General features: G+C 36.1%; 22 protein-coding genes. 9 read left to right on the top strand and 13 right to left on the bottom strand.

Annotation, left to right across the window (positions count from 1 at the left end; all coding sequences use genetic code 11):
- Window positions 1–213: 213 nt before the first annotated feature.
- The 3 genes from EL260_RS11840 to EL260_RS11830 form a co-directional block, all read right to left on the bottom strand.
- Entirely contained in the window at window positions 214–1,857 is a 1,644-nt protein-coding gene (locus EL260_RS11840; RefSeq protein ID WP_123860472.1) for a serine hydrolase domain-containing protein, read from the bottom strand.
- Window positions 1,858–1,949: 92 nt separating this feature from the next.
- Window positions 1,950–3,014: a helix-turn-helix domain-containing protein gene (locus EL260_RS11835; RefSeq protein WP_164466635.1), complete on the bottom strand. Its 1,065-nt coding sequence runs from the start codon at window positions 3,012–3,014 to the stop codon at window positions 1,950–1,952.
- 33 nt (window positions 3,015–3,047) lie between these two features.
- Window positions 3,048–3,500 carry a hypothetical protein gene (locus EL260_RS11830; protein WP_123860470.1) on the bottom strand — a complete coding sequence of 151 codons (453 nt, stop codon included), beginning with the start codon at window positions 3,498–3,500 and terminating at the stop codon, window positions 3,048–3,050.
- 177 nt (window positions 3,501–3,677) lie between these two features.
- On the opposite strand from EL260_RS11830, the gene EL260_RS11825 reads away from it, so the two are divergent.
- The 4 genes from EL260_RS11825 to EL260_RS11810 all read left to right on the top strand — a co-directional run bounded on the left by EL260_RS11825 (window position 3,678) and on the right by EL260_RS11810 (window position 6,480).
- Window positions 3,678–4,277, top strand: coding sequence for a Crp/Fnr family transcriptional regulator (locus EL260_RS11825; RefSeq protein WP_123860469.1), 600 nt, complete (start codon window positions 3,678–3,680; stop codon window positions 4,275–4,277).
- 65 nt (window positions 4,278–4,342) lie between these two features.
- On the top strand, window positions 4,343–4,963 hold the full coding sequence (locus EL260_RS11820) for a hypothetical protein (protein WP_123860468.1): 621 nt from the start codon (window positions 4,343–4,345) through the stop codon (window positions 4,961–4,963).
- Between the two features lie 11 nt (window positions 4,964–4,974).
- Window positions 4,975–5,376: a DoxX family protein gene (locus EL260_RS11815; RefSeq protein WP_123860467.1), complete on the top strand. Its 402-nt coding sequence runs from the start codon at window positions 4,975–4,977 to the stop codon at window positions 5,374–5,376.
- A gap of 195 nt (window positions 5,377–5,571) precedes the next feature.
- A complete protein-coding gene (locus EL260_RS11810; RefSeq protein ID WP_185145906.1) occupies window positions 5,572–6,480 on the top strand; it encodes a PhzF family isomerase in 909 nt (302 codons plus the stop codon).
- 3 nt (window positions 6,481–6,483) lie between these two features.
- Here the strand turns inward: EL260_RS11810 and EL260_RS11805 are convergent, their stop codons facing one another.
- Window positions 6,484–7,350, bottom strand: a complete 867-nt coding sequence (locus EL260_RS11805; RefSeq protein WP_123860466.1) for a helix-turn-helix domain-containing protein — start codon at window positions 7,348–7,350, stop codon at window positions 6,484–6,486.
- 340 nt (window positions 7,351–7,690) lie between these two features.
- Between EL260_RS11805 and moaA the strand changes: the two genes are divergently transcribed.
- The 5 genes from moaA (at window position 7,691) to EL260_RS11780 (ending at window position 12,417) form a co-directional block, all read left to right on the top strand.
- Window positions 7,691–8,680 carry a GTP 3',8-cyclase MoaA gene (moaA, locus tag EL260_RS11800; protein ID WP_123860465.1) on the top strand — a complete coding sequence of 330 codons (990 nt, stop codon included), beginning with the start codon at window positions 7,691–7,693 and terminating at the stop codon, window positions 8,678–8,680.
- The gene (locus tag EL260_RS11795; protein WP_232534830.1) at window positions 8,611–9,885 is read left to right on the top strand and encodes a molybdopterin molybdotransferase MoeA; all 1,275 of its coding nucleotides are present in this window, start codon (window positions 8,611–8,613) and stop codon (window positions 9,883–9,885) included. The genes moaA and EL260_RS11795 overlap by 70 nt, the downstream gene beginning before the upstream one ends.
- 160 nt (window positions 9,886–10,045) lie before the next feature.
- A complete protein-coding gene (gene moaC, locus EL260_RS11790; protein ID WP_123860463.1) occupies window positions 10,046–10,522 on the top strand; it encodes a cyclic pyranopterin monophosphate synthase MoaC in 477 nt (158 codons plus the stop codon).
- Window positions 10,503–11,108, top strand: a complete 606-nt coding sequence (locus EL260_RS11785; protein ID WP_123860462.1) for an NTP transferase domain-containing protein — start codon at window positions 10,503–10,505, stop codon at window positions 11,106–11,108. Before moaC ends, EL260_RS11785 begins: the two co-directional genes overlap by 20 nt.
- A gap of 268 nt (window positions 11,109–11,376) precedes the next feature.
- Complete coding sequence (locus EL260_RS11780) at window positions 11,377–12,417, top strand: HesA/MoeB/ThiF family protein (protein WP_123860461.1); 1,041 nt, start codon at window positions 11,377–11,379, stop codon at window positions 12,415–12,417.
- Window positions 12,418–12,590: 173 nt separating this feature from the next.
- Here EL260_RS11780 and EL260_RS11775 read toward each other — a convergent pair whose 3' ends face one another.
- The 9 genes from EL260_RS11775 to EL260_RS11735 form a co-directional block, all read right to left on the bottom strand.
- On the bottom strand, window positions 12,591–13,127 hold the full coding sequence (locus EL260_RS11775; RefSeq protein ID WP_123860460.1) for a DUF488 domain-containing protein: 537 nt from the start codon (window positions 13,125–13,127) through the stop codon (window positions 12,591–12,593).
- A gap of 16 nt (window positions 13,128–13,143) precedes the next feature.
- Window positions 13,144–14,061 (bottom strand): bestrophin family protein, encoded by a 918-nt coding sequence (locus EL260_RS11770; protein WP_123860459.1) that lies wholly within the window; start codon window positions 14,059–14,061, stop codon window positions 13,144–13,146.
- Between the two features lie 29 nt (window positions 14,062–14,090).
- On the bottom strand, window positions 14,091–14,576 hold the full coding sequence (locus EL260_RS11765) for a molybdopterin-dependent oxidoreductase (RefSeq protein ID WP_123860458.1): 486 nt from the start codon (window positions 14,574–14,576) through the stop codon (window positions 14,091–14,093).
- Between the two features lie 18 nt (window positions 14,577–14,594).
- The gene (locus EL260_RS11760) at window positions 14,595–16,988 is read right to left on the bottom strand and encodes an FdhF/YdeP family oxidoreductase (RefSeq protein WP_123860457.1); all 2,394 of its coding nucleotides are present in this window, start codon (window positions 16,986–16,988) and stop codon (window positions 14,595–14,597) included.
- Between the two features lie 22 nt (window positions 16,989–17,010).
- Window positions 17,011–17,361: a DUF7009 family protein gene (locus EL260_RS11755; protein WP_123860456.1), complete on the bottom strand. Its 351-nt coding sequence runs from the start codon at window positions 17,359–17,361 to the stop codon at window positions 17,011–17,013.
- Window positions 17,362–17,484: 123 nt separating this feature from the next.
- Window positions 17,485–18,357 (bottom strand): formate dehydrogenase accessory sulfurtransferase FdhD, encoded by an 873-nt coding sequence (gene fdhD / locus EL260_RS11750; protein WP_123860455.1) that lies wholly within the window; start codon window positions 18,355–18,357, stop codon window positions 17,485–17,487.
- 46 nt (window positions 18,358–18,403) lie between these two features.
- Entirely contained in the window at window positions 18,404–18,820 is a 417-nt protein-coding gene (locus EL260_RS11745; protein WP_123860454.1) for a molybdenum cofactor biosynthesis protein MoaE, read from the bottom strand.
- 98 nt (window positions 18,821–18,918) lie between these two features.
- Complete coding sequence (locus tag EL260_RS11740) at window positions 18,919–19,161, bottom strand: MoaD/ThiS family protein (RefSeq protein WP_123860453.1); 243 nt, start codon at window positions 19,159–19,161, stop codon at window positions 18,919–18,921.
- A gap of 20 nt (window positions 19,162–19,181) precedes the next feature.
- A complete protein-coding gene (locus tag EL260_RS11735; RefSeq protein WP_123860452.1) occupies window positions 19,182–19,931 on the bottom strand; it encodes a sulfite exporter TauE/SafE family protein in 750 nt (249 codons plus the stop codon).
- Window positions 19,932–20,082 lie beyond the last annotated feature (151 nt).

Below are 20,082 nucleotides of genomic sequence, written 5' to 3'. Positions count from 1 at the left end.
TATACCACATTTGCTATTTTTCTTATAAATAAAACATTTATCGAAAAATATCTATAAAAAAGATTGAATAAAGTTTACAAAATAATAAGCATTCTATTTCTGCTGTAGGCTAAGGAAAATGTGGGAAGTTGAAGATTATTTCTCCTTTAATATTTTATAAAAAAGTATCTCAAAGTTGAAATAACTTCGGATAGTGTATATTTTCCTCGCTTGTTATTTAATTTTTTTAAATTCAACATTAGATATATTTCCTCCAGAGAGCATAAATCCACTAATCTTATTCTTTTTATCATATTTAAAATCAAGCTGTCCAAAAAATGATTTCAGAGAATATAGCTTTTTTGAACTTAGTGGATATAATCTGACATCACGATTCACAGGATGCCTGGCTACCAACTTATTACCTTCTATGAACAATTGATAAATGATATTAAATTCTTCATTTTTATAATATCCGGTAAATTGGTTCAAATCAAGCTTAACTTCTTCTCCTATAAACTTTAATGCTATTTTTTTGGAGTTAAATACAAAGTCTCCGATACTGAATTTTAATGATCCAGAATGAAAAGTAAGGCTTGCTGTTGGAATGGCAGGAATCCCAAATTTGTTGTCTCCAATCATGGCAAAAGGAACTTTATCTCCTTTCTGATAAAGGTTTTTCCCGTCTGATATGATCTCAAGATAATTTCCGGGATTAATTTCATATACTCCTTCAAAATTCTTTAATTCGATGGGAGTATATGATGTCTTCTTAGGCATAGGCGGCAAAGTTTCCTGATCTCCAAGAAAGAGGTCAACCAACTTATAGGCGATCAGTAAACCGTCAAAAACACTTTTATTTCCTGCTAAAACAATAGATAAATTATAGGCAGGAATGTGAAGAATATATGCTCTATATCCAGCTGTTCCTCCGCCATGAAAAACAATATCCAGACCTTTATACTTTCCGGTTTGCAGCCCCAAACCATATTCTATCTTTTCACCTGTAGTCAACAGAGTATTTTGCTGCATTTTGTTATAAATCTCACGGCTTCCAACAATAGGTTTTTGAAAATTGATAGCCCATATACAAAGATCATTTAAAGTGGTAAAAATATTTGAAGAGCCATTTTCCATTTGTCCAAGTGGATATCTAAAGAAAGTTCCATGTTTTTCCTGATAGGATTCTGCTTTATTCGGAATTATTTTTTCAGGGTCATCTATAACCATAGTATGGTTCATCTGCAGCGGCTTAAAAATATATTCCTTAAGGATTTCATGGAATTCTTTTTTATAGATCCTGTGAAGAATTTCAGCTAATAACATAAAACCTGTATTATTATAACTGTATTGTTGCCCCGGAGAGAAATTTATACTTCTGATTGCCAAAACTGTTTTCACCGCTTCAGCATTGGTTACTTTGAATTCATCTCCAAATCCTTGTAGTCTTTTAATACTCGTAAAATCAGGTAATCCATGGGTATGATTAGCCAATTGTCGAATGGTAATCTTATAAGGCAAGTGTTTGAGCTCCGGAAGATATTTCCTGATGTCATCATTAAGAGACAGTTTTCCTTCCTGTTCAGCAAGAAGAGCTACAAAGGCTGTAAACTGCTTAGAGATAGATGCTATATCAAATGCTGTAGAATCTTTTATAGGGATGCGGTCTTCAAGGTTTGCCATTCCATACATCTTTTTATAGATCACTTTGCCTTCCCTTATAATTCCCACAGCCATTCCCGGAGTATTTTCCTGAGCATAATTGTGTATTACAGAGTCAACTTTCCGAATTTCGTTTTCCTGGATGGATTGCCCATAGCATATTCCAAAATTTACAATGCAAAAAAGGAATAAAATAAATTGAATTGATAGCTTCATTGTATTTAATTTTAAATGATGAAGCAAATCTGGAATTTTGTATCCATTTAAATATCCGATTACCGTAAATCGGACTCTTTTATATAAAAAAATCAGTCCGATTTAAATTCGGACACCGATAAACTTACTGATTTTCTGTACTCTGTAGGTGTTTGCCGGGTTTCTTTTTTAAACGCTGTATAAAATGATGATTTGGAATTAAATCCTACTTCATACAAAACTTCCAAGACAGTCAAATGAGGTTGATCTTTTAAAAGTACTTTTGCATCATTAATTCTGAACTCATTGATAAAATCAAAAAAGTGTTTACCTGTATATTGATTAATCAGTAAAGAAAGTTGCTTTTCCGGCATACTCATCTGCTCTGCCAGTTTTTGTAAGGTAAGCTTATCATCCAGATATGGTTTTTCTCTTTTCATAAAATCAAGAAGAGCTTTCAGTTTCTCTGGTTCGTTTCTGATTTCGTTTACCGGTTGTACAGGAATCAGATCCTTATCAATTCCAGTAAACAAGTTAGGACGATATAAGGCATTCAACACAAACCAACAGATTACAAATAGTACAAAAAGAGAGGAAAAGGCATACAAGCCTATAAAAATCACATTGTTATCTTTTACAAAACTTCTCAACAGCACAAAAAAATTACCGATCACAAAAATTACAGTGGTCTGAAACAGCCATTTATAAGTAAGGTGATGATTGTTTGAATAATTTTCCCGGTACACTTTCCTGAAAGTTCTCAATGTCCATAATACAGCAATGATATAGCAATAATACTGAAGAGTGGAAATAATATCAAACCCTTGATCACTTTGCTTTGAGATCCCGAAAATACTGAATAAGCAAAAAAAGAATAAAAATGGTAATCCGTGCAACAAATGTTTTTTTTGAAGCTTAAAATTATAGTAACATGCGGAATTTACATACAAGTAATACAATGGCATCTGCAATAGAATACTGGACACTTTCAATCCCTGAATAATTCTGTTATGAGAAGCCGGCAGAAAAAAACCAGACAGGTCTATCACAGAAACCAAAAGAAATGCAGCGAATAGATAATGAGGTAGTTTTCTTTCTGATTTCGCTGTAATCAGGAAAAAACTCAGCAACAGGAACAGGAAAAATATAATTTTACCTATATCGTTTATTAATGCCATACTCATCTTATAATCATTTATAAAACTAAAATATTATCCTTTCAAATTCTCCATGTGACCAAACCATTCTTCATATACATCCTGCGCTGTTTTCGTTGTATAATCTATATACGCTTTATTATAGTTAAAATCGCTATTGAATTTCTCTGTTTTAGGATGATATGACAGCTTCAGCATCACCGGAGCTTCTCTCCCTTCACTTTTGAAAAGTTCTTCAATATTCTTCAATATCCGATTACCTTTATTCAGCACCTCAACAGCCTTTTCATTACTGATGTCATATTGCATATCAGATACCTCATTTACTTTATGGGATTTCACCAGATAGCCATTGATTTCATAAAATGCTTTATAAAAATAACCTGATTCTATCAATCCGATAGCATAAACAGTATCAACTTCTTCTGAATTATTATTAACGAATTCAAAGCCAGTTTCAACCAGTTCTGCAAGATATTTCTGAAATTCATTATCAAAATGATTCATATTTCAATGATTTACAATTGCATCCGTTAAGATAATAAAATTTGGGCATCCTATCTCCAATATATCTGAAGGTCTACACTCGAGACAAATCATGCTTCATATTTGCCATAATATTTACGTAAATTTGGGCATTATCTGCCTGTCTGTACGCAAAACAGGTGATATCACAACTTCATTATGGATACAGATATTATTATTTCGCAGCTAACAGAACATTTTCAGGAAATGGTTCCTTTAAAAGAGATAGAAATTGATCTTGTGGCTCAAAAACTGGAATTTATTAGGCTTAAAAAAAAAGAATATCTGCTTCGGGAAGGACAGGTTTCAAGACATATGCGTTTCATTGCCCAAGGAAGCCTTTATGCTTATCATATTGATGAAAAAGGCAAGGAAAACATAACTCAGCTTGGTATTGAAAACTGGTGGATCAATGATTTATACAGCTATCTGAGTGAACTTCCTTCCAGAATGTTTATCCAGGCTAATGAAGAGGCAACGATCGTTCAGATCAGTAAAACCAACCTTGAACTATTATACAAAGAAATCCCTGCTATCTCGGAATTCTGGCGCCTGAAAATGCAGTCAGCTTATGTCACTCTACAGGAAAGAACTTTTGAACACTCAAGAGTAGACGCCTACACCAAATACAAAAATTTTGTAACAGGTTATCGTAATATCGAACAGCGTTTTCCTCAGTATATGATTGCTTCTTACCTGGGAATCACCGTAGAATATCTGAGCTATTTAAGAAAAAAACACTTGTCTGACGTTTCTTAAGATATCTTAAGTTTATTCCGTTCGTGCCTGAATAATTTTGCTCTCAGAAATTTAATGAGTGCAATATGAAGGCAAAAATTATCGCCATAACAGCTCTTGCATCAGTCTCTTTAAGTCTGAATGCACAGAAACTAAACTTTACCCCGGATCTTGTTTTAGGACACCGTTCCTATACCTATATGCATAATGTCAATTATTATTTTAACGATCGGCTAAAGCTCAACAATCTCACTTTATTTGATACAGAATATACCAAAGACAAAGAAAATATATTCTTTATTAGAAATACACTTGCTTACAATCTGACCAAAAGATTCAGCGTAAATACAGCATTAGGAATGAAAAATCCGGGGGCGTTTTTCAGTTTTTATGTACAGTACCGCATTGCAAAACCCAGTTATTCCCTATCCTATTCCATTGGGACCACCTATCAGAAAGGATTTTCTCTTGAACAGTCTATATCATTTGAATATACTCCTTACCTGCAGGAAAACCTACAGGGATACTTCAGTGTGCTAGCCATTGGTAATCTGGATGACAGTGGTTATCCGAGAGGCCTTCAGTTTATCCGTCTGGGAGTAAAACAGGACAAAATAATGTATGGAGTGGCTTCCAACTTCGACCAGTTCAACAACGCTAAAAAGACCCTTGAAAATGTTGGGGCATTTGTAAAATATAACTTTTAAATAATAATAAAATGAAAAAAGACATTGATTTAGGACTATTAATCAGCAGAATCGCTATTGGGTTTCCCATGTCAGTTTATGGAGTTAACAAGTTGATCCACGGGGTTGGATTTATTGAAGATATGATGATGATGCATGGCTTACCTTCATTCTTCGCCTACGGAGTATTTGCGGGTGAAATTATTGCTCCAATTATGCTGATTGTAGGTTTCAGGGCCCGTCTGGCAGGTTTAATCTTTGCTGCCAACTGTTTTACAGCCACTGTTCTTGCTCAAACGGCTAATATTTTTAAACTTAACGATTTTGGTGGATGGGCGCTTGAATTATTAGTGATCTATATGTTGGTGGGTATAAGTTTTTTCTTTACCGGAGCCGGAAAATATTCAGTTTCTACAGTCAATAAATGGGACTAAATATTATTTCGTAAAGACACTATTTTTTCTTTTCAATACGTTTTTAAGGCGCAAGAATTCTATCTGCGATAAAATTTGACCGCTTATCTTTATTTTATGCCACGGATGTACGAATGATTTTATTCGTGTATCCGTGGCATAAAATCATCTTAATCTTTCTATTTATACTTATCTTTATCCTGTTTTTAATAAGATATGATGAAGGAAGTAGTCGTGTATCAAATTGATTCTTTTACAAAGGAGAAATTCAAAGGAAACCCTGCAGGGGTTGTATTAGGTGCTGAAAACCTAACCCCTGAGGAAATGCAGCTTATTGCAAGGGAGCTCAATAATTCTGAAACAGCATTTGTACTCAAACCTGATCAGAATGACTATTTTGATTATCATGTACGTTACTTCACCCCCACCACTGAGGTTCCTATCTGTGGACATGCTACCATTGGTGCTCTGTATGCAAAAGCGATAGAAGATAAATTAGATTCCTGTACCATCAAAATCAACACTCAGGTTGGTATTTTACCTATTGATATTTTAAAAGAAAATAATGACTATCTGATTACGATGACTCAGGGAAGTTTTAGTCTGGAACCAGCTTTTGATCCTTCAATCACTCAGAAAATTATTGAAGCCTTAGGATTAAAAATGGATGATCTTAACAAAGATTGTCCAATACAGATTGCTTCAACGGGTCACTCTAAAGTCATGATTGGTATTAACAACAGAACTCTGCTCAATAATCTTACTCCTGATTTTACTGCTTTAGCCCATCTTAGTAAAGAAATCAGCTGTAATGGCTACTTTGTATTTACTTTTGATTCTGATGATAAGGATATTTTAACGTATGGAAGAATGTTTGCTCCTGCTATCGGTATCCAGGAAGATCCTGTTACCGGGAATGCGAATGGACCTTTGGGAGGATATCTTATTCAGAATAAAATTGTAAAAGTTTCTGATGAAACATTTGAATTTACTGGAAGACAAGGAGAAACTATCAACAGAATCGGACAGATGAAAGTTGAGGTCACCATACAAAATCATATTCCTGAATTGATCAGAATTACAGGGAATGCTGTAACTGCATTCCGTACAGTGATACAGGTCTGATATTTATTCTGAATCCAGTTTGGTTTCCTCCAATCTCTTCCTGTAATTTTTCGGAGTGGATCCGGTTTTCACTCTGAATAAATACGAAAAATGAGAAAAGTTTTGAAATCCAAGTTCAAACGCTATTTCTTTGATTGATTTATCTGAGCTGTGAAGTAAATTTTTGGCTTCAAGAATAATTCTTTCTTTAATAAACTCAAGAGGGGAAATATTATACTGTTTTCTGCAAATAACTCCCAGATAATTAGGGGTTATGCAGAGTTCGTCGGCATAAAAAGACACATTTTTCTGCGCTTTATAGTATTTGTCCACCAGCATGTGAAAACGAAAGGCAAGATTATCCGGCGTGCTTAATGCTTTATTCCCAAAAGCATGCTCTACCCATAAGTTGATAATAAGTGCCAAAAGACGCACCCGTGCATTAATAAGTTCCGGAAATACAACATCAGCTGCAATTTCTTTCCTGATGGCATTAAATTCGAGACTGAATCTGTGATAGGTTTCATCATCAGGCGCTATCATTTCATATTTACTATAAGAAGAAAAAGTGAATTTAAGGGTCGGAGAAAATGTCTTCAAAATAGCATCATTAATAATCAGTCGTCTTCCGATAGTATGAGGAGCCAGCTCCCATTTGTATTCTCTTTTAGGAAGATGGATGAATAATTGCTGAGCTTTTAAACCATATTGATTCAGACCGGTTGTACATTTTCCACCCTCACATTGATCCAATAAGATAATGGTAAAACAGTTTTCAGGAAAAAAGTTGAGTGAATCACCACTGATCTCATCCTGAAAAACAACGTCAATTCCTTTATTAAACACTTCTTCTACTGAATTTTTATTAATCAACTCTTTATCTATTATCATCCCATTCTTTTCAATACTAATTTATGAAAATACCTCATATATTGTTTTGTGTTACCATTGCAATATATTTTATTTCCTATTATTTTTAGCAGAGTGCAAAGATACACTCTTCTTCTCCGTCCGGAAATATCATAAACTGTGATAAGAATATCATATTTTCATATCGTTTATTATCAATAAGGCCATTAAAAAACAATCAACCCTAACTCTATCATTCTATATATCTTGCTTTTAAAGCCAACATCTCTACTCTATCATGCTTCATTTTCAATATTTATATTTCTAGTTTATCGTTAAAACAATAAGTATATTTGTGTAAGGTTCTTTTTCCTATACTCATATGTTAACAGACAAATTCGGAAGACATATCAATTATCTAAGGCTGGCCGTTGTAGACAGATGCAACCTCCGATGTACGTATTGTATGCCGGAAAACGGGCTTGCATGGATCAAGCAAAATGACCTGATGACTGATGAAGAAATGCTTAGAATATGTTCCGTCTTTACCCATCTTGGTGTAGACAAAATCAGAATAACCGGAGGTGAACCTTTTGTCAGAAAAAACTGCATCAGTCTTATTGAAAAAATATCGCAGCTTCATGGAATTACGGATATAAGTTTAACGACAAACGGGCTTCTTACCGAGCAATATATTCCGCAGCTAAAAGCATTCGGAATAAAATCGGTTAACCTTAGCCTTGATACATTGGATGCAGACCGTTTCTTCAAAATAACCCGCCGCAAAAGCTTTGATAAAGTGATGAAAACATTGGATGGTTTATTGAAACATCACATCAAAGTAAAGATTAACACAGTAGTGATGGACAATCAAAACACTGAGGATATTATTCCTTTGGTTGAACTTACAAAAGAGCTTCCGGTGGATGTCCGTTTTATTGAAGAAATGCCATTCAATGGAAATGATAATGCGGATATAGTTCCAAAATGGAATTATCCACAAATTTATACTTACATCAGCAATCATTTTCCTGAGATAGAAAAAATAGAAGATCCTAAAAGTTCCACATCTTACAATTACAAAATACCTGGTTTTATAGGAAATATCGGCATTATTGCCGCTTATACACGTTCTTTCTGTGGAGATTGTAACAGAATACGGATAACTCCTTCCGGTATATTGAGAACCTGTCTGTACGAAGGGGGTGGAATTAATTTAAAAGATATCATTCGTTCAGGAGCAACCAATAGCGAATTGAAAAATATAATTATCAACAGCATACATCATAAACCCAAAGACGGATGGGAAGCAGAACGACAAAGTCTGAACGCTTTATCCATTCATCAGTCGATGGCAACAATAGGAGGATAACTATGGAAATGATTACCGTACAACAGGCAGAAGAGATTATACTTTCCCAAACGAATAACTTTGGAACAGAATATATTTCTTATGACCACGCATTAGGAAGAATTTTGGACGAGGACCTCAAAGCCGATCGGGATTTACCTCCTTTTGACCGTCCTACTGTAGATGGAATTGCCATTCAATATAGTGCTTATGAAAAAGGAATCCGCTCCTTTCCTATTAAAGCTATACAGTCTGCAGGAGAACCTTCTGTAGCTATTGATTCAGAAACCGAATGTGTAGAAATCATGACCGGGGCTGCTTTAGACCGTTCAGTAGATACTGTCATCCGATATGAAGATCTATCCATCAATAACGGGGTCGCAAGTATTATTATTGATATTAAAAAAGGACAGAATATCCATCTGAGAGGCAGGGATAAAAAAGAAGGTGAAGTTCTGGTAAAAGCCAATCAGACAATTACTCCAGCGATCATTGGAATAGTCTCATCTATTGGAAAAATTACTATAGCTGCTAAAAAATTGCCTAAGATCATTATCATTTCTACGGGAGATGAAATGATAAGCCCAGAATTAACCCCATCTCCTTATCAGTTAAGGCGTTCCAATGGAATCACCGTACAATCTGTTTTAAAAAAATACCATATTGAAGCTGATACTCTTCATCTCAACGATGACTATGAAGAGGTCAAAAAAGAAATTTCCCGCTGCATTCAAGAATATGATGTTCTCCTGATGAGTGGCGGAGTATCTATGGGGAAATTTGACTATTTGCCTCAGGTTTGTGAAGAGCTTGGGATAGAAAAGCTATTTCACAAAATAAAACAAAGACCAGGAAAGCCCTTTTGGTTTGGTAAAAATAATGCTCAGAAACTTGTTTTTGCATTTCCGGGAAATCCGGTTTCGGTATTTATGTGCCTGCATCGGTATTTTATCCCATGGTTGGAAAGGTCTCTGGAAATCTGTGGAAGTTCGCCTCAGTTTGCGGTTTTACAAAATGATATCGAAGTTCCCTTTTCCTTGCAATATTTTGTTCAGGTGAAACTTGGGACAAATCAATTGGGACAACTGACTGCTGAAGCAGTTAATACCAATGGTTCAGGGGATTTTTCTCATCTTGCAGATACCAATGCTTTTATGGAGCTTCCTTTGGAAAAGAATAGCTTTAAAAAGGGGGAAGTATACCGGGTATGGAAGTATAATAATTAAAATAACGTATACAATATCACAAATAAAATTAATGAGTTCCTAAAAAGTTATGAGCCTATGTGGTTACTTTTTTACCACTGGACTATAATGCAAAAGACATTAAAAAAATTCGTGCATTCATAGCTAATAGAATTTATATCTGTGGTTTAAAAAAGAATATATGTCAGAATTTAGCCATCTTAATAAAAACGGAGAGCCAGCCATTGTAGATGTTGGCGGAAAAAGTGTAACCAAGAGAAAAGCCGTTGCACAAGCCATTATTTCTTTACCAAACAATGTATTAGAGGCTTTACAACAAGACGATTTCAAAACCAAAAAAGGTTCTGTCTTCCAGATTGCTATGATTGCAGGAATTATGGGTGCTAAAAAGACGAGTGACCTCATTCCTCTTTGCCACCCAATTGGACTTGATAATTGTAATTTACACATAGAACTGAACGACCACAACGAAATTGTCATTGAATGCACTGCAAGTATAGAAGCTAAAACCGGTGTGGAAATGGAAGCATTAACTGGAGCATCTGTTGCAGCATTAACCATTTATGATATGTGCAAGGCACTGAGTCATGATATTGTCATCAAAGAAATTAAATTAATAGAAAAATCAGGTGGAAAAAATGATTTCAGACGAGCTTAATACAATTCCCAGAATCAACGGTCTTGTTCTCGCCGGTGGAAAAAGCGTAAGAATGGGAAAACCTAAAGATCTTCTTCAATGGCATGGAAAAGAACAGCGTTATTTTGCTGCAGATCTTGTGGCTCCATTTTGTGATGAAGTTTTTATTTCCTGCCGACAGGATCAGCTGGAAAACTTTGATCCGGATTATAAAGCTCTTACCGATACTTTCCTGAATATGGGTCCTTTTGGTGGAATACTTTCCGCATTACGGGCTCAAAGAGATAGGGCATGGCTGGTGGTAGCCTGTGATCTCCCGTTATTGGATCCAAAATCTTTGGAGTTCTTAGTACAGTCCCGGAATCCAGAAAAGGCAGCGACCACTTATGAAAGTCCTTTTGACGGATTACCAGAGCCTTTAATTACGATTTGGGAACCTAAAAGTTATCCTTTGCTGCTCAACTTTCTGGGTATCGGAAATACCTGTCCGCGAAAGGTTTTAATGAATAGTGATACACTTATTTTAAAACCGGATAATCCAGATGCTTTAATGAATGTGAATACACCTGAAGATGCTGAAAAAGCACAACGAATTCTAAAAAATTAATTTTGTTGGAAACGCGAAGGCAAAAATTGCTCATCTGTATGTTTTAAGGCACAAGGAGTTTTTCTCTCGTTGATTACGCCAATTAGGCAGATGATTGTGGAAAATATTGAGAGCCACGAATACACGAATAAGATTCTAAAATGTAGTGATTGGAATTGATAATAAAGATTAGGCTTTTTATAGATAAATTAAAAGGAATAAACTGAATCATAAATATTAAAAAATTCGTGCATTCGTGCTAGAAGAAAAGTGAAAAAAGAAACAAATTATGAGTACATCATTTGAACGTTATCAATGTCAGATTGCTTTACCCGGATTTGGCATCGAGTCCCAGGAACTGCTTAAAAATGCTAAAGTTCTTATTGTAGGCATGGGAGGTCTTGGATGTCCTTCTGCTCAATACCTTGTCTCTTCCGGTGTAGGTACTATTGGTATTGCAGATGATGATATTGTTTCTTTAAGCAACCTCCATCGTCAGATTTTATATACACCTGATGATGTAGGAGCCTACAAAGTAAATATTGCAGCCAAAAGATTACAGCAGCAAAATCCTTCTGTTTCCATTATCCCCTATCGATTACGAATTACTTCTTCCAATGTGATGGAACTGATTTCGGGATTTGATATCATCATTGAAGGAACCGATAATTTTGAAACGAAATGCCTGTTGAATGACGCCTGTGTTTTAGTGGGAAAACCTTTGGTATATGGAGCAATTTACCAACATGAGGGCCAGGCAAGCATCTGGAATGTTTTACAAAAAGACGGCACCTATTCTCCCAACTACCGTGATGTTTTTCCTAACGCAGAAGAATCTCAGGTTCCTAATTGCAGAGAAGGCGGTGTCATTCCTACTTTAGCAGGGATGGTAGGTTGTATGCAAGCTAACGAAGCTATAAAATATCTCATCCGATCTGAAGAAACTTTAGCAGGAAAACTATGGATGATGAATGTGATGACAGGGAGAGTACAAATCATTAAGTTAAGGAAAACTTCCGTTCAGATTACAGGCTTGTCTCAGACGATCCAGCTTATAGATTTTGAAGAGTTTATGAAGGATCAGAACAACTTTGAAACGATAGATGTACGTACAAAGGAAGAATATCAGAATTTTAATATTGGTGGAAAAAATATTCCGTTGGATGAACTGGAGGGTCATTTCTCTTTTATTTCTTCAATTTCAAATCCTATCATTATTTACTGTCAATCCGGTAAACGAAGTATGGAAGCTGCGAGAAAAATTAAAAAAGAATTTCCTGAAAAGGAGGTGTTTTCTTTACAAAATGGTCTTAATGGAATACTTCCATAGTTTATTTAAACACAAAAGTTTTTGTTTTACCACTTAATTTCATTTTAGAAGCTGGTAACAACATGGTAAAGAACTGCACAGAAGATGAAAAATCAAAGATTTTCAAAAAACTTAAGTATCCTTAGCATTGACAAATATTGTAACCTACTGCCCTAAAGTACTTAAAGACTATATCAATCAAACAAACTCGCATCTGAATAAAAAACTTTGCCATTGGTAATTCTTGCAGGGGCAGTATAAGGATGTTCCTCAGCTTTTCCAATATTCATAATATGTTTCACATCCCAGCCTTTCGCTTTGAGATAATCTGAGATCATAGACCTGTGACAGCTCCACCATACCGCTTCTGAGCACATAAATGCAGTTGTTTTTGTTCTTGCAATGCTTTCAAGCTTTTCAACAGCTTTGGCAAACTCTTCAGTTTGCATATAATCAGCATACCCACGGAAAGATTCATTTCTCCAGCGGCTATTGACTGAATCAGGCTGAACTTTTCTCCTTCCTCCTAATTCTTCAAAATGGATATACTCAATCGTATGTTCAGGCAATACCTTCTCTAGGTTTTCTTTACTAAACCACGGATATCTTTTTGAACCTGCAAATCTCCGTACATCAGCAAGAACTTCAATATTGAATGATTTCAACATTTTTAAAAATTCTTCCAAAGGATGAGTAGAATGCCCAAGTGTATAAATAATCGAATTTTCCAAATGTTTTATAAGTTTATCAGTCTATGATCGTCTGTTTTTCTTTGTGAAAAGTTGTAATCTCCTCTCCTGACATTTCATGAATCGTCTCTTCAATCATTACACTCATACTGTTTAAAGCCAAATCGTTAGCTTCTGTACCGAATGGTTCTTCAATTTCATCAGCTATCGCTTCAAACGCTACAAATGTATAGGCTACAAACACAACAATAAGTGGAGTAAACCATCGCAATGAATCAACCAACCCAAATGGTAAAAGAAAGCAATAAATATAGACGGTACGGTGCAGCAAAACACGATAGCTGTAAGGAAGAGGTGTGGAAATAATTCTTTCGCAACCTCCTACAATATCGGAAAGTTTATCAAAATTTTCATCAAAACGGGCTTGCTGAATCGTATCTATGCTTCCTTCCTCTTTTGCTTTCTGAACCCATTCTGCCAATAACCTCATAATGACAGCAGGTTTATACTTTGCTGCAGAAACTATTTTTAGCTGATTTTCACTCAATCTTTCTTTTAAATCTTCATATGCATCTGTTCCTCTAAGCTGATGTTTTAGTGCAAAAATAAAAGCACCTAATAAATTGATAAATTCAGGGACAGAAACATGGCTTTCTTTTATATTTTTCAAGGTTAAAGCCTGCCGGGTTAGTGAACGGGCAGTATTTAATAAAGCACCCCATAATTTACGCCCTTCCCAGAATCTGTCATAGCTTGCATTATTTCTAAACCCTAAGAATAAGGCGAGAACAAAACCAAATAATGTTAATGGGGCCGGATTAAGGGGAATTTTAAAGGAAAAAATAACCCCACGCAGATACACTACGCCCAACGATAAAATAAAAAGTAAAAAAAGACGTGGCAACAGCCCAGGTAATACTGAACCATGCCATACAAAAAGCATTTTAAACCAATGTTCCTTCTTCCTTATAATCATACTGTTTTTGTAAAGCTTTTATTTTAAATTTATTTCTTAATCTGGCCTATCACTAAAGATTCCAGCTGATAAGAGCTGCGAGCAGGTTTTTTCTCTCCTTCTGCCACAATACGAAGCGGACCCTTTGACTCGGACAATGGTTTTCCATCCATGGTATCTGCCACAATAACATTTTTGTCTGCAATGGAAGCATCCAACTCTGCTAATGAAAATAAAACCTGATACCCGTCTGCGCACTTTGCCAATACATACTTTGATATATTTTCTCCATGAAGCTCTTTTCCGGAAGGAGCTCCGGCCTTTGCAAGAATATCCTGAACGGCAACTCCCGTATACCTGTGAACACTTCCATCCTTGTCTTTCAGGGATGCTTCTTTTCTAGGCATCTTCGATAAATCTGTGAGGCTCAACTCTAAAGGTGTGGAAACGTCCCCACTCACTTTCAATTTGAATCCGGATTGACAAAATGCCCAGCCGGAAAGCAATAACAGCGTTATAGGCAGTATCTTTTTCATAGAACAATATAAGAATAATTATGGTTTTTGAATCGCTCCCCGGTACAGCATTTCGTCTACTTTTTTATAGACTTCAGGATCGTGTTTTTTAATCTTGATTTTTACATACTTGGAAGCGGGCATATTACTTTCTTTTACCACATTATTTACCGAGACCAAAACATTGGTTTCCGGGAAATAGGTAACGGTATTCTTTTCAGGAATCTGATAGGAAACAATAATAAACAGAGGAGCAACTCTTTCTATATCGTCATCATAGTTGAAAAGATCCACTTTATCACCCGCTTTAAATCCGGCTTTATCAATATCTTTTTGGTTCATGAATATAACACGACGTTCGTTTTTAATTCCACGATAGCGATCATCCAAGCCGTAAATCGTTGTATTGAATTGGTCATGAGTTCTGGTGGTAGCCATCATATATTCATCGGAAGCCAATGTATTGTCTGGAATTTCTGTTAATGTAAATGGCGCACGGCCGCCAAGCTCCTTTGAAAAGCTTTGTTCATCTCTTGCTGCATTGGGAAGATAGAAGCCTCCTTTTTGTCTGACACGAACGTTATACTCTGTAAAACCTGGAATACATTGTTCAATATCATCTCTTACCGCATCATAACTATCATGGAAACGCTGCCAATTCACTACAGCACGGTCCCCTAGCGTAGCCATGGCCATGCGGCATACGATCTGCGTTTCATTGATAAGGTTATCTGAAATGGCATCCAGCATCCCTTTTGAACTCTGAACAACCCCCATTGAGTTCTCTGTTGTAATAATTTGCACTTCTCCATTGACGATATCTTTATCACTTCTTCCATAAGTGGGGAGAATGAGAGCTTCTTTACCATGTACAAGATGTCCTCTGTTCAGTTTAGTGGAAACACATACCAGTAAATTAAGTTTTCTCAAGGCATTGGCAGTAAATGTAGTATCTGGTGTGGCAGAAAGGAAATTCCCACCCATACAGAACATTACTTTTATTTTTTCTTCGTGAATTGCCTTTATGGCTCGTACCACATCATATCCATGTTTGCGGGGAACTTTAAAGCCGTAGAAATTTTCAAGGCGATCGAGCTGTTCATCTGTAGGTTTTTCATCAATCATCATCGTTCTGTTTCCCTGAACATTGCTGTGACCACGAACAGGACATACTCCAGCTCCCGGTTTACCAATACTTCCTTTCAGCAAAAGGATATTCAATATTTCGCGGATCATATCAACTCCATTAGGCTGCTGGGTAAGCCCCATTCCCCAACTGACGATAATCTTTTTTTTGAATGCCATCATTTCAGCGGCCTGATGAAGTGCTTCCTTGGATACTCCTGAAAGTTCAGCCAACTCATACAGTTTATACTGGTCAAATTGCTTCATGAAATCCTCATATCCTACTGTTTTATTTTTAATGAAATCTTCATCAAAAACCTTACCCGGATTTTGTTTTTCAAACTCGATTAAAAGGAGTTCCAGCGCTTTCAATAAAGCCATATCCCCATTGATTTTCACTGGTAAATAAAGGTCTGCCAACTGTACACCACCGACAAGTATTTCCCTCACACTCTGAGGGTTAATAAATCCCATCAATCCTGCTTCCGGTAATGGGTTAATGGCAATAATTTTAGCTCCATTTTTCTTTCCTTTTGCCAAAGCACTCATCATTCTTGGCGCATTGGTTCCAGGATTTTGTCCTATAATCACAATCACTTCAGCATCATAGAAGTCTTCCAAGGTTACAGTTCCTTTACCAATTCCAATGGTTGGACGGAGTGCAGAACCTGAAGTTTCGTGACACATATTGGAACAATCAGGCATATTATTTGTTCCGAATTCTTTTGCAAATAGCTGATAAACAAATGAAGCTTCATTACTTGTTCTCCCAGAGGTATAAAAAGCGGCTTCATCCGGAGATTCCAATGCATTGAAATGTTCGGCTATCTTTTTAAAGGCATTATCCCAACTGATGGGTTCATAATGAGTGGCTCCGGGAGCCAGATACATAGGATCGGTAAGTCGGCCCATTTTTCCAATCTGATAATCATCTAATTTGGCAAGATCATATACAGAATTCTGTTTGAAAAACTCTGGAGTCACTCTTTTGGTTGTAGCCTCTTCTGCAAGAGCTTTTGCTCCATTTTCACAATATTCTCCAAGAACGGAACGTTCATCGTCAGGATCAGGCCAGGCGCAGCTTGGGCAGTCGAAACCATTCATCTGATTCATTTTGAATAGAGCTCTCATTCCCCGAATAGGTGCTTTTTCTTCAAATAAATCACTAAAAGCTGCCAGTACCGCAGGCATTCCCGCCGCTGATTTTTCGACATGGGTTAACTTAAGGTCAAGTAAAGTGAATGGATTCTCAGCATTAGGTTCTCTGCTGATTTCTTCTTCTACTTTCTTTTTATTATTTTCTTCCATAACCTTCTATTTTGTAAAGTGATTAACATTTAAGATTGGGATTCGGATAATTATCGCTTTGATCTTCCATCGTATTATCTATACATACAAAATCTTTTTCTACCAAAAGCTTTACTAAACCCACCTGCCCATCAAAACCAACAATATCAGTAGAAACCAATTCTTCTACCATGGCTTCAGGCATTTTCAATACAATTCTATTTTCAATGAATGCTGCAGACAATGTAGCGTCTTTTGTTTTCTCTATAGCGTAGATAAACGGTCGGTCTACAAATTCTGTAAAACTTGAAATAATTCCGGCCTTCCCTAATTCTGATACTTCGGATTGGGTTAAACGAAATCTGATGGAGTTGTCTTTTATTCTTATTTTCATTTGTTTCTTTTTAATGATTAATTCTTCTTATCTATGTACCTGCGTGGTAAAATTATTTTTTAAAACCACATAGATACATAGGCTTTTAGCAATGGTTTATTCTTATTCGTCCATTGATAGGGATTACTTTTCAACGATGTTATGAAAACTACTTTCGTTATAAATATTAAACCGGTTGCCTCGAAGAAATCCTAATAACGTCATATCAAACTCTTTTGCTAAATCTACGGCCAGACTGGATGGCGCTCCTATTGCCGCAACTGCTGAAATTCCCGCCATAGCAGCCTTTTGAATCAGTTCGAAACTTGCCCTTCCACTCAGCACCAAAATTTGATCCTTTAGTGGAAGTTGCCCGGTAAATAATGCATGTCCAATCAGTTTATCCAATGCATTATGCCTTCCTACATCTTCTCTTAGAGCCAGCAGTTGTCCTTCAAAGTCAAAAATCCCGGAAGCATGAATCCCTCCTGTAGCACTGAAATTATTCTGAAAGGACTGCAGATTTCCCGATAACTGGTATAAAACCTCAAATAATAAGGTATGCTGCTCCCTTTCGATATGCTGAAAAGTGCTTACTGTTTTTATAGATTCTATAGAGCCTTTTCCACATACTCCACAGCTGGATGTGGTATAAAAGTTTCTGTCTGCATGATTTAATTGAGGACTAAAATCTTCAGCCAATTCCACTTCAATAATATTTTCCCGGTTTCTGGAACATTCTGCCTGTGGATGATCTATGGTTTGGATTTGATGATATCCTGAAATAATTCCTTCTGTAAATAGAAAACCGGCAGCCAATTCCGCATCATTGCCGGGAGTTCTCATCGTTACCGATATATTTTTACTGACCCTCTGACCTTTTGAGCCATAGGAAATCCGGATTTCCAGCGGTTCTTCTACAGAAATATCATCAGTATAGGGAAAACTTTTGTCTTCTTTTACTTTAACAATATCTATTTTCTGTACAGATTTATTTTCTAATGTATTGGTTTTCATATCTGAATAATCTGTTATAGTAAATATACGAATTTCCGGTCTTTAATTATGGATGGGCAGAAACCCATTCTTCACCGTCTTCAAAAATTTCTTTTTTCCATATAGGAACGGTTTTCTTTATGGTATCAATAATGTAACGGCAGGCATCGAAAACAGCATCCCGATGCCCATCACTTACCACAATGATTACGGCGGCATCACCGGGAAACAAATTTCCTATACGATGGTGAACAACAATATTACGGACAGAAAACAAGGTAATAGCTTGATCTGCCACCTTCTTGATTTCTTTTATCGCCATAGACTGATAACATTCGTATTCCAAACGGATGACAGGTTTGTTTTGGGTAACGTTCCGGACAGTTCCTATAAATGTCGCGATCCCTCCACTACTCAGATCCTGTGCCAGAGCAAGGCATTCGGTGATATTTAATGTATCTTCTGTTATTCTGATATCCATCATTTCTTTTCGTTTTTGATGTTATTTTGATGCTATAAAGTATATTTTTTGGATGAAACAATGCCACGAATGCACAAATTATTTTTGAGTATTCACAGGTTTTATCCACCACTCACCGGAGGAATAACCGCTATTTCATCTGTATCTGTAATGATCTGATCCTCTTCTGCATATTCTTCATTCACTGCAATAAAATAAGATTTCAGTTTTACAAGTTGGGGGAAGTCCTTCTCCAAAATATCTTTTAATGCTTTGACATTAAGATTATCGTGAACTACAAATTCTTTTTCTGGCGCTCCGAAAATATCTTTCGTGATTCCAAAAGCTAATATTTTAAGTTTCATTTTATTTTTAAACTAAGATTTTACCAATATTTGATGAGAACATTTATTCCTGCTACCAATACAAGGATTGCAGTCATTCTTTTTATAATCAAAGGGTTCCATTTCAGCGACATTCTGGAACCGATCTGCCCGCCGATAAAAACGGCAAGACATAAACTTAAAATCCTGAAATAATCCATATCTACAGATAATTTAGACAGCTGTCCGAAAATCCCTGATATAGAGTTTACCAATATAAAAACACTGGAAGTAGCTGCAATTTTTCTTGGGGTATCCCATTTCATCAGATTGAGCAGAGGTGAAAGGAAAATTCCGCCCCCTATTCCTACCAATCCTGACAAAAACCCGATTCCACCTCCTAACAAGCTATTTCCCAATACCGCAGATTTCGATTCCTGTAATAGCTTCTCTTCGTTTTTAGTTTCTGTTTTAATCCATAATAAAATTGAAGCGATGATAAGGGTAATCCCTAAAATCAGGAAGAATGTTTCCAGGCTTATTTTCAATATTGCTCCTAAATAGGCCATGGGGACACTTACTAAAGTGATAGGAATCACTTTTTTCCAATCGACCTGTTTATTTTTAATATAAATATAAACTCCTCCCACCACAACAATTACATTACAGATTAAAGCGGTTAAGCGTATTTCCTGATAAGGGAGACTATACATTGCCAATACAGCCAAATAACTAGATCCGCCGCCAAACCCTACTGATGAGTAAACAAAAGCAATTATCAAAAAGAATAGAAAAATCTCCCAATGTCCCATATTATTTTGTTAAAGGTTAATTTTATTACAATAATACTCATTTTACAGTTTGTTTAATGACAGGAAGGGCAAAAGTCTTTACAGTAATTTGTGAAAAAAATGTCATAAATTGTTTATCTCAAGAATAAAATGATGAGGTACCATTATCATT

It is taken from the genome of Chryseobacterium nakagawai (assembly GCF_900637665.1).
GTDB lineage: Bacteria > Bacteroidota > Bacteroidia > Flavobacteriales > Weeksellaceae > Chryseobacterium > Chryseobacterium nakagawai.
This window is presented reverse-complemented; position numbering and strand designations above follow the sequence as displayed.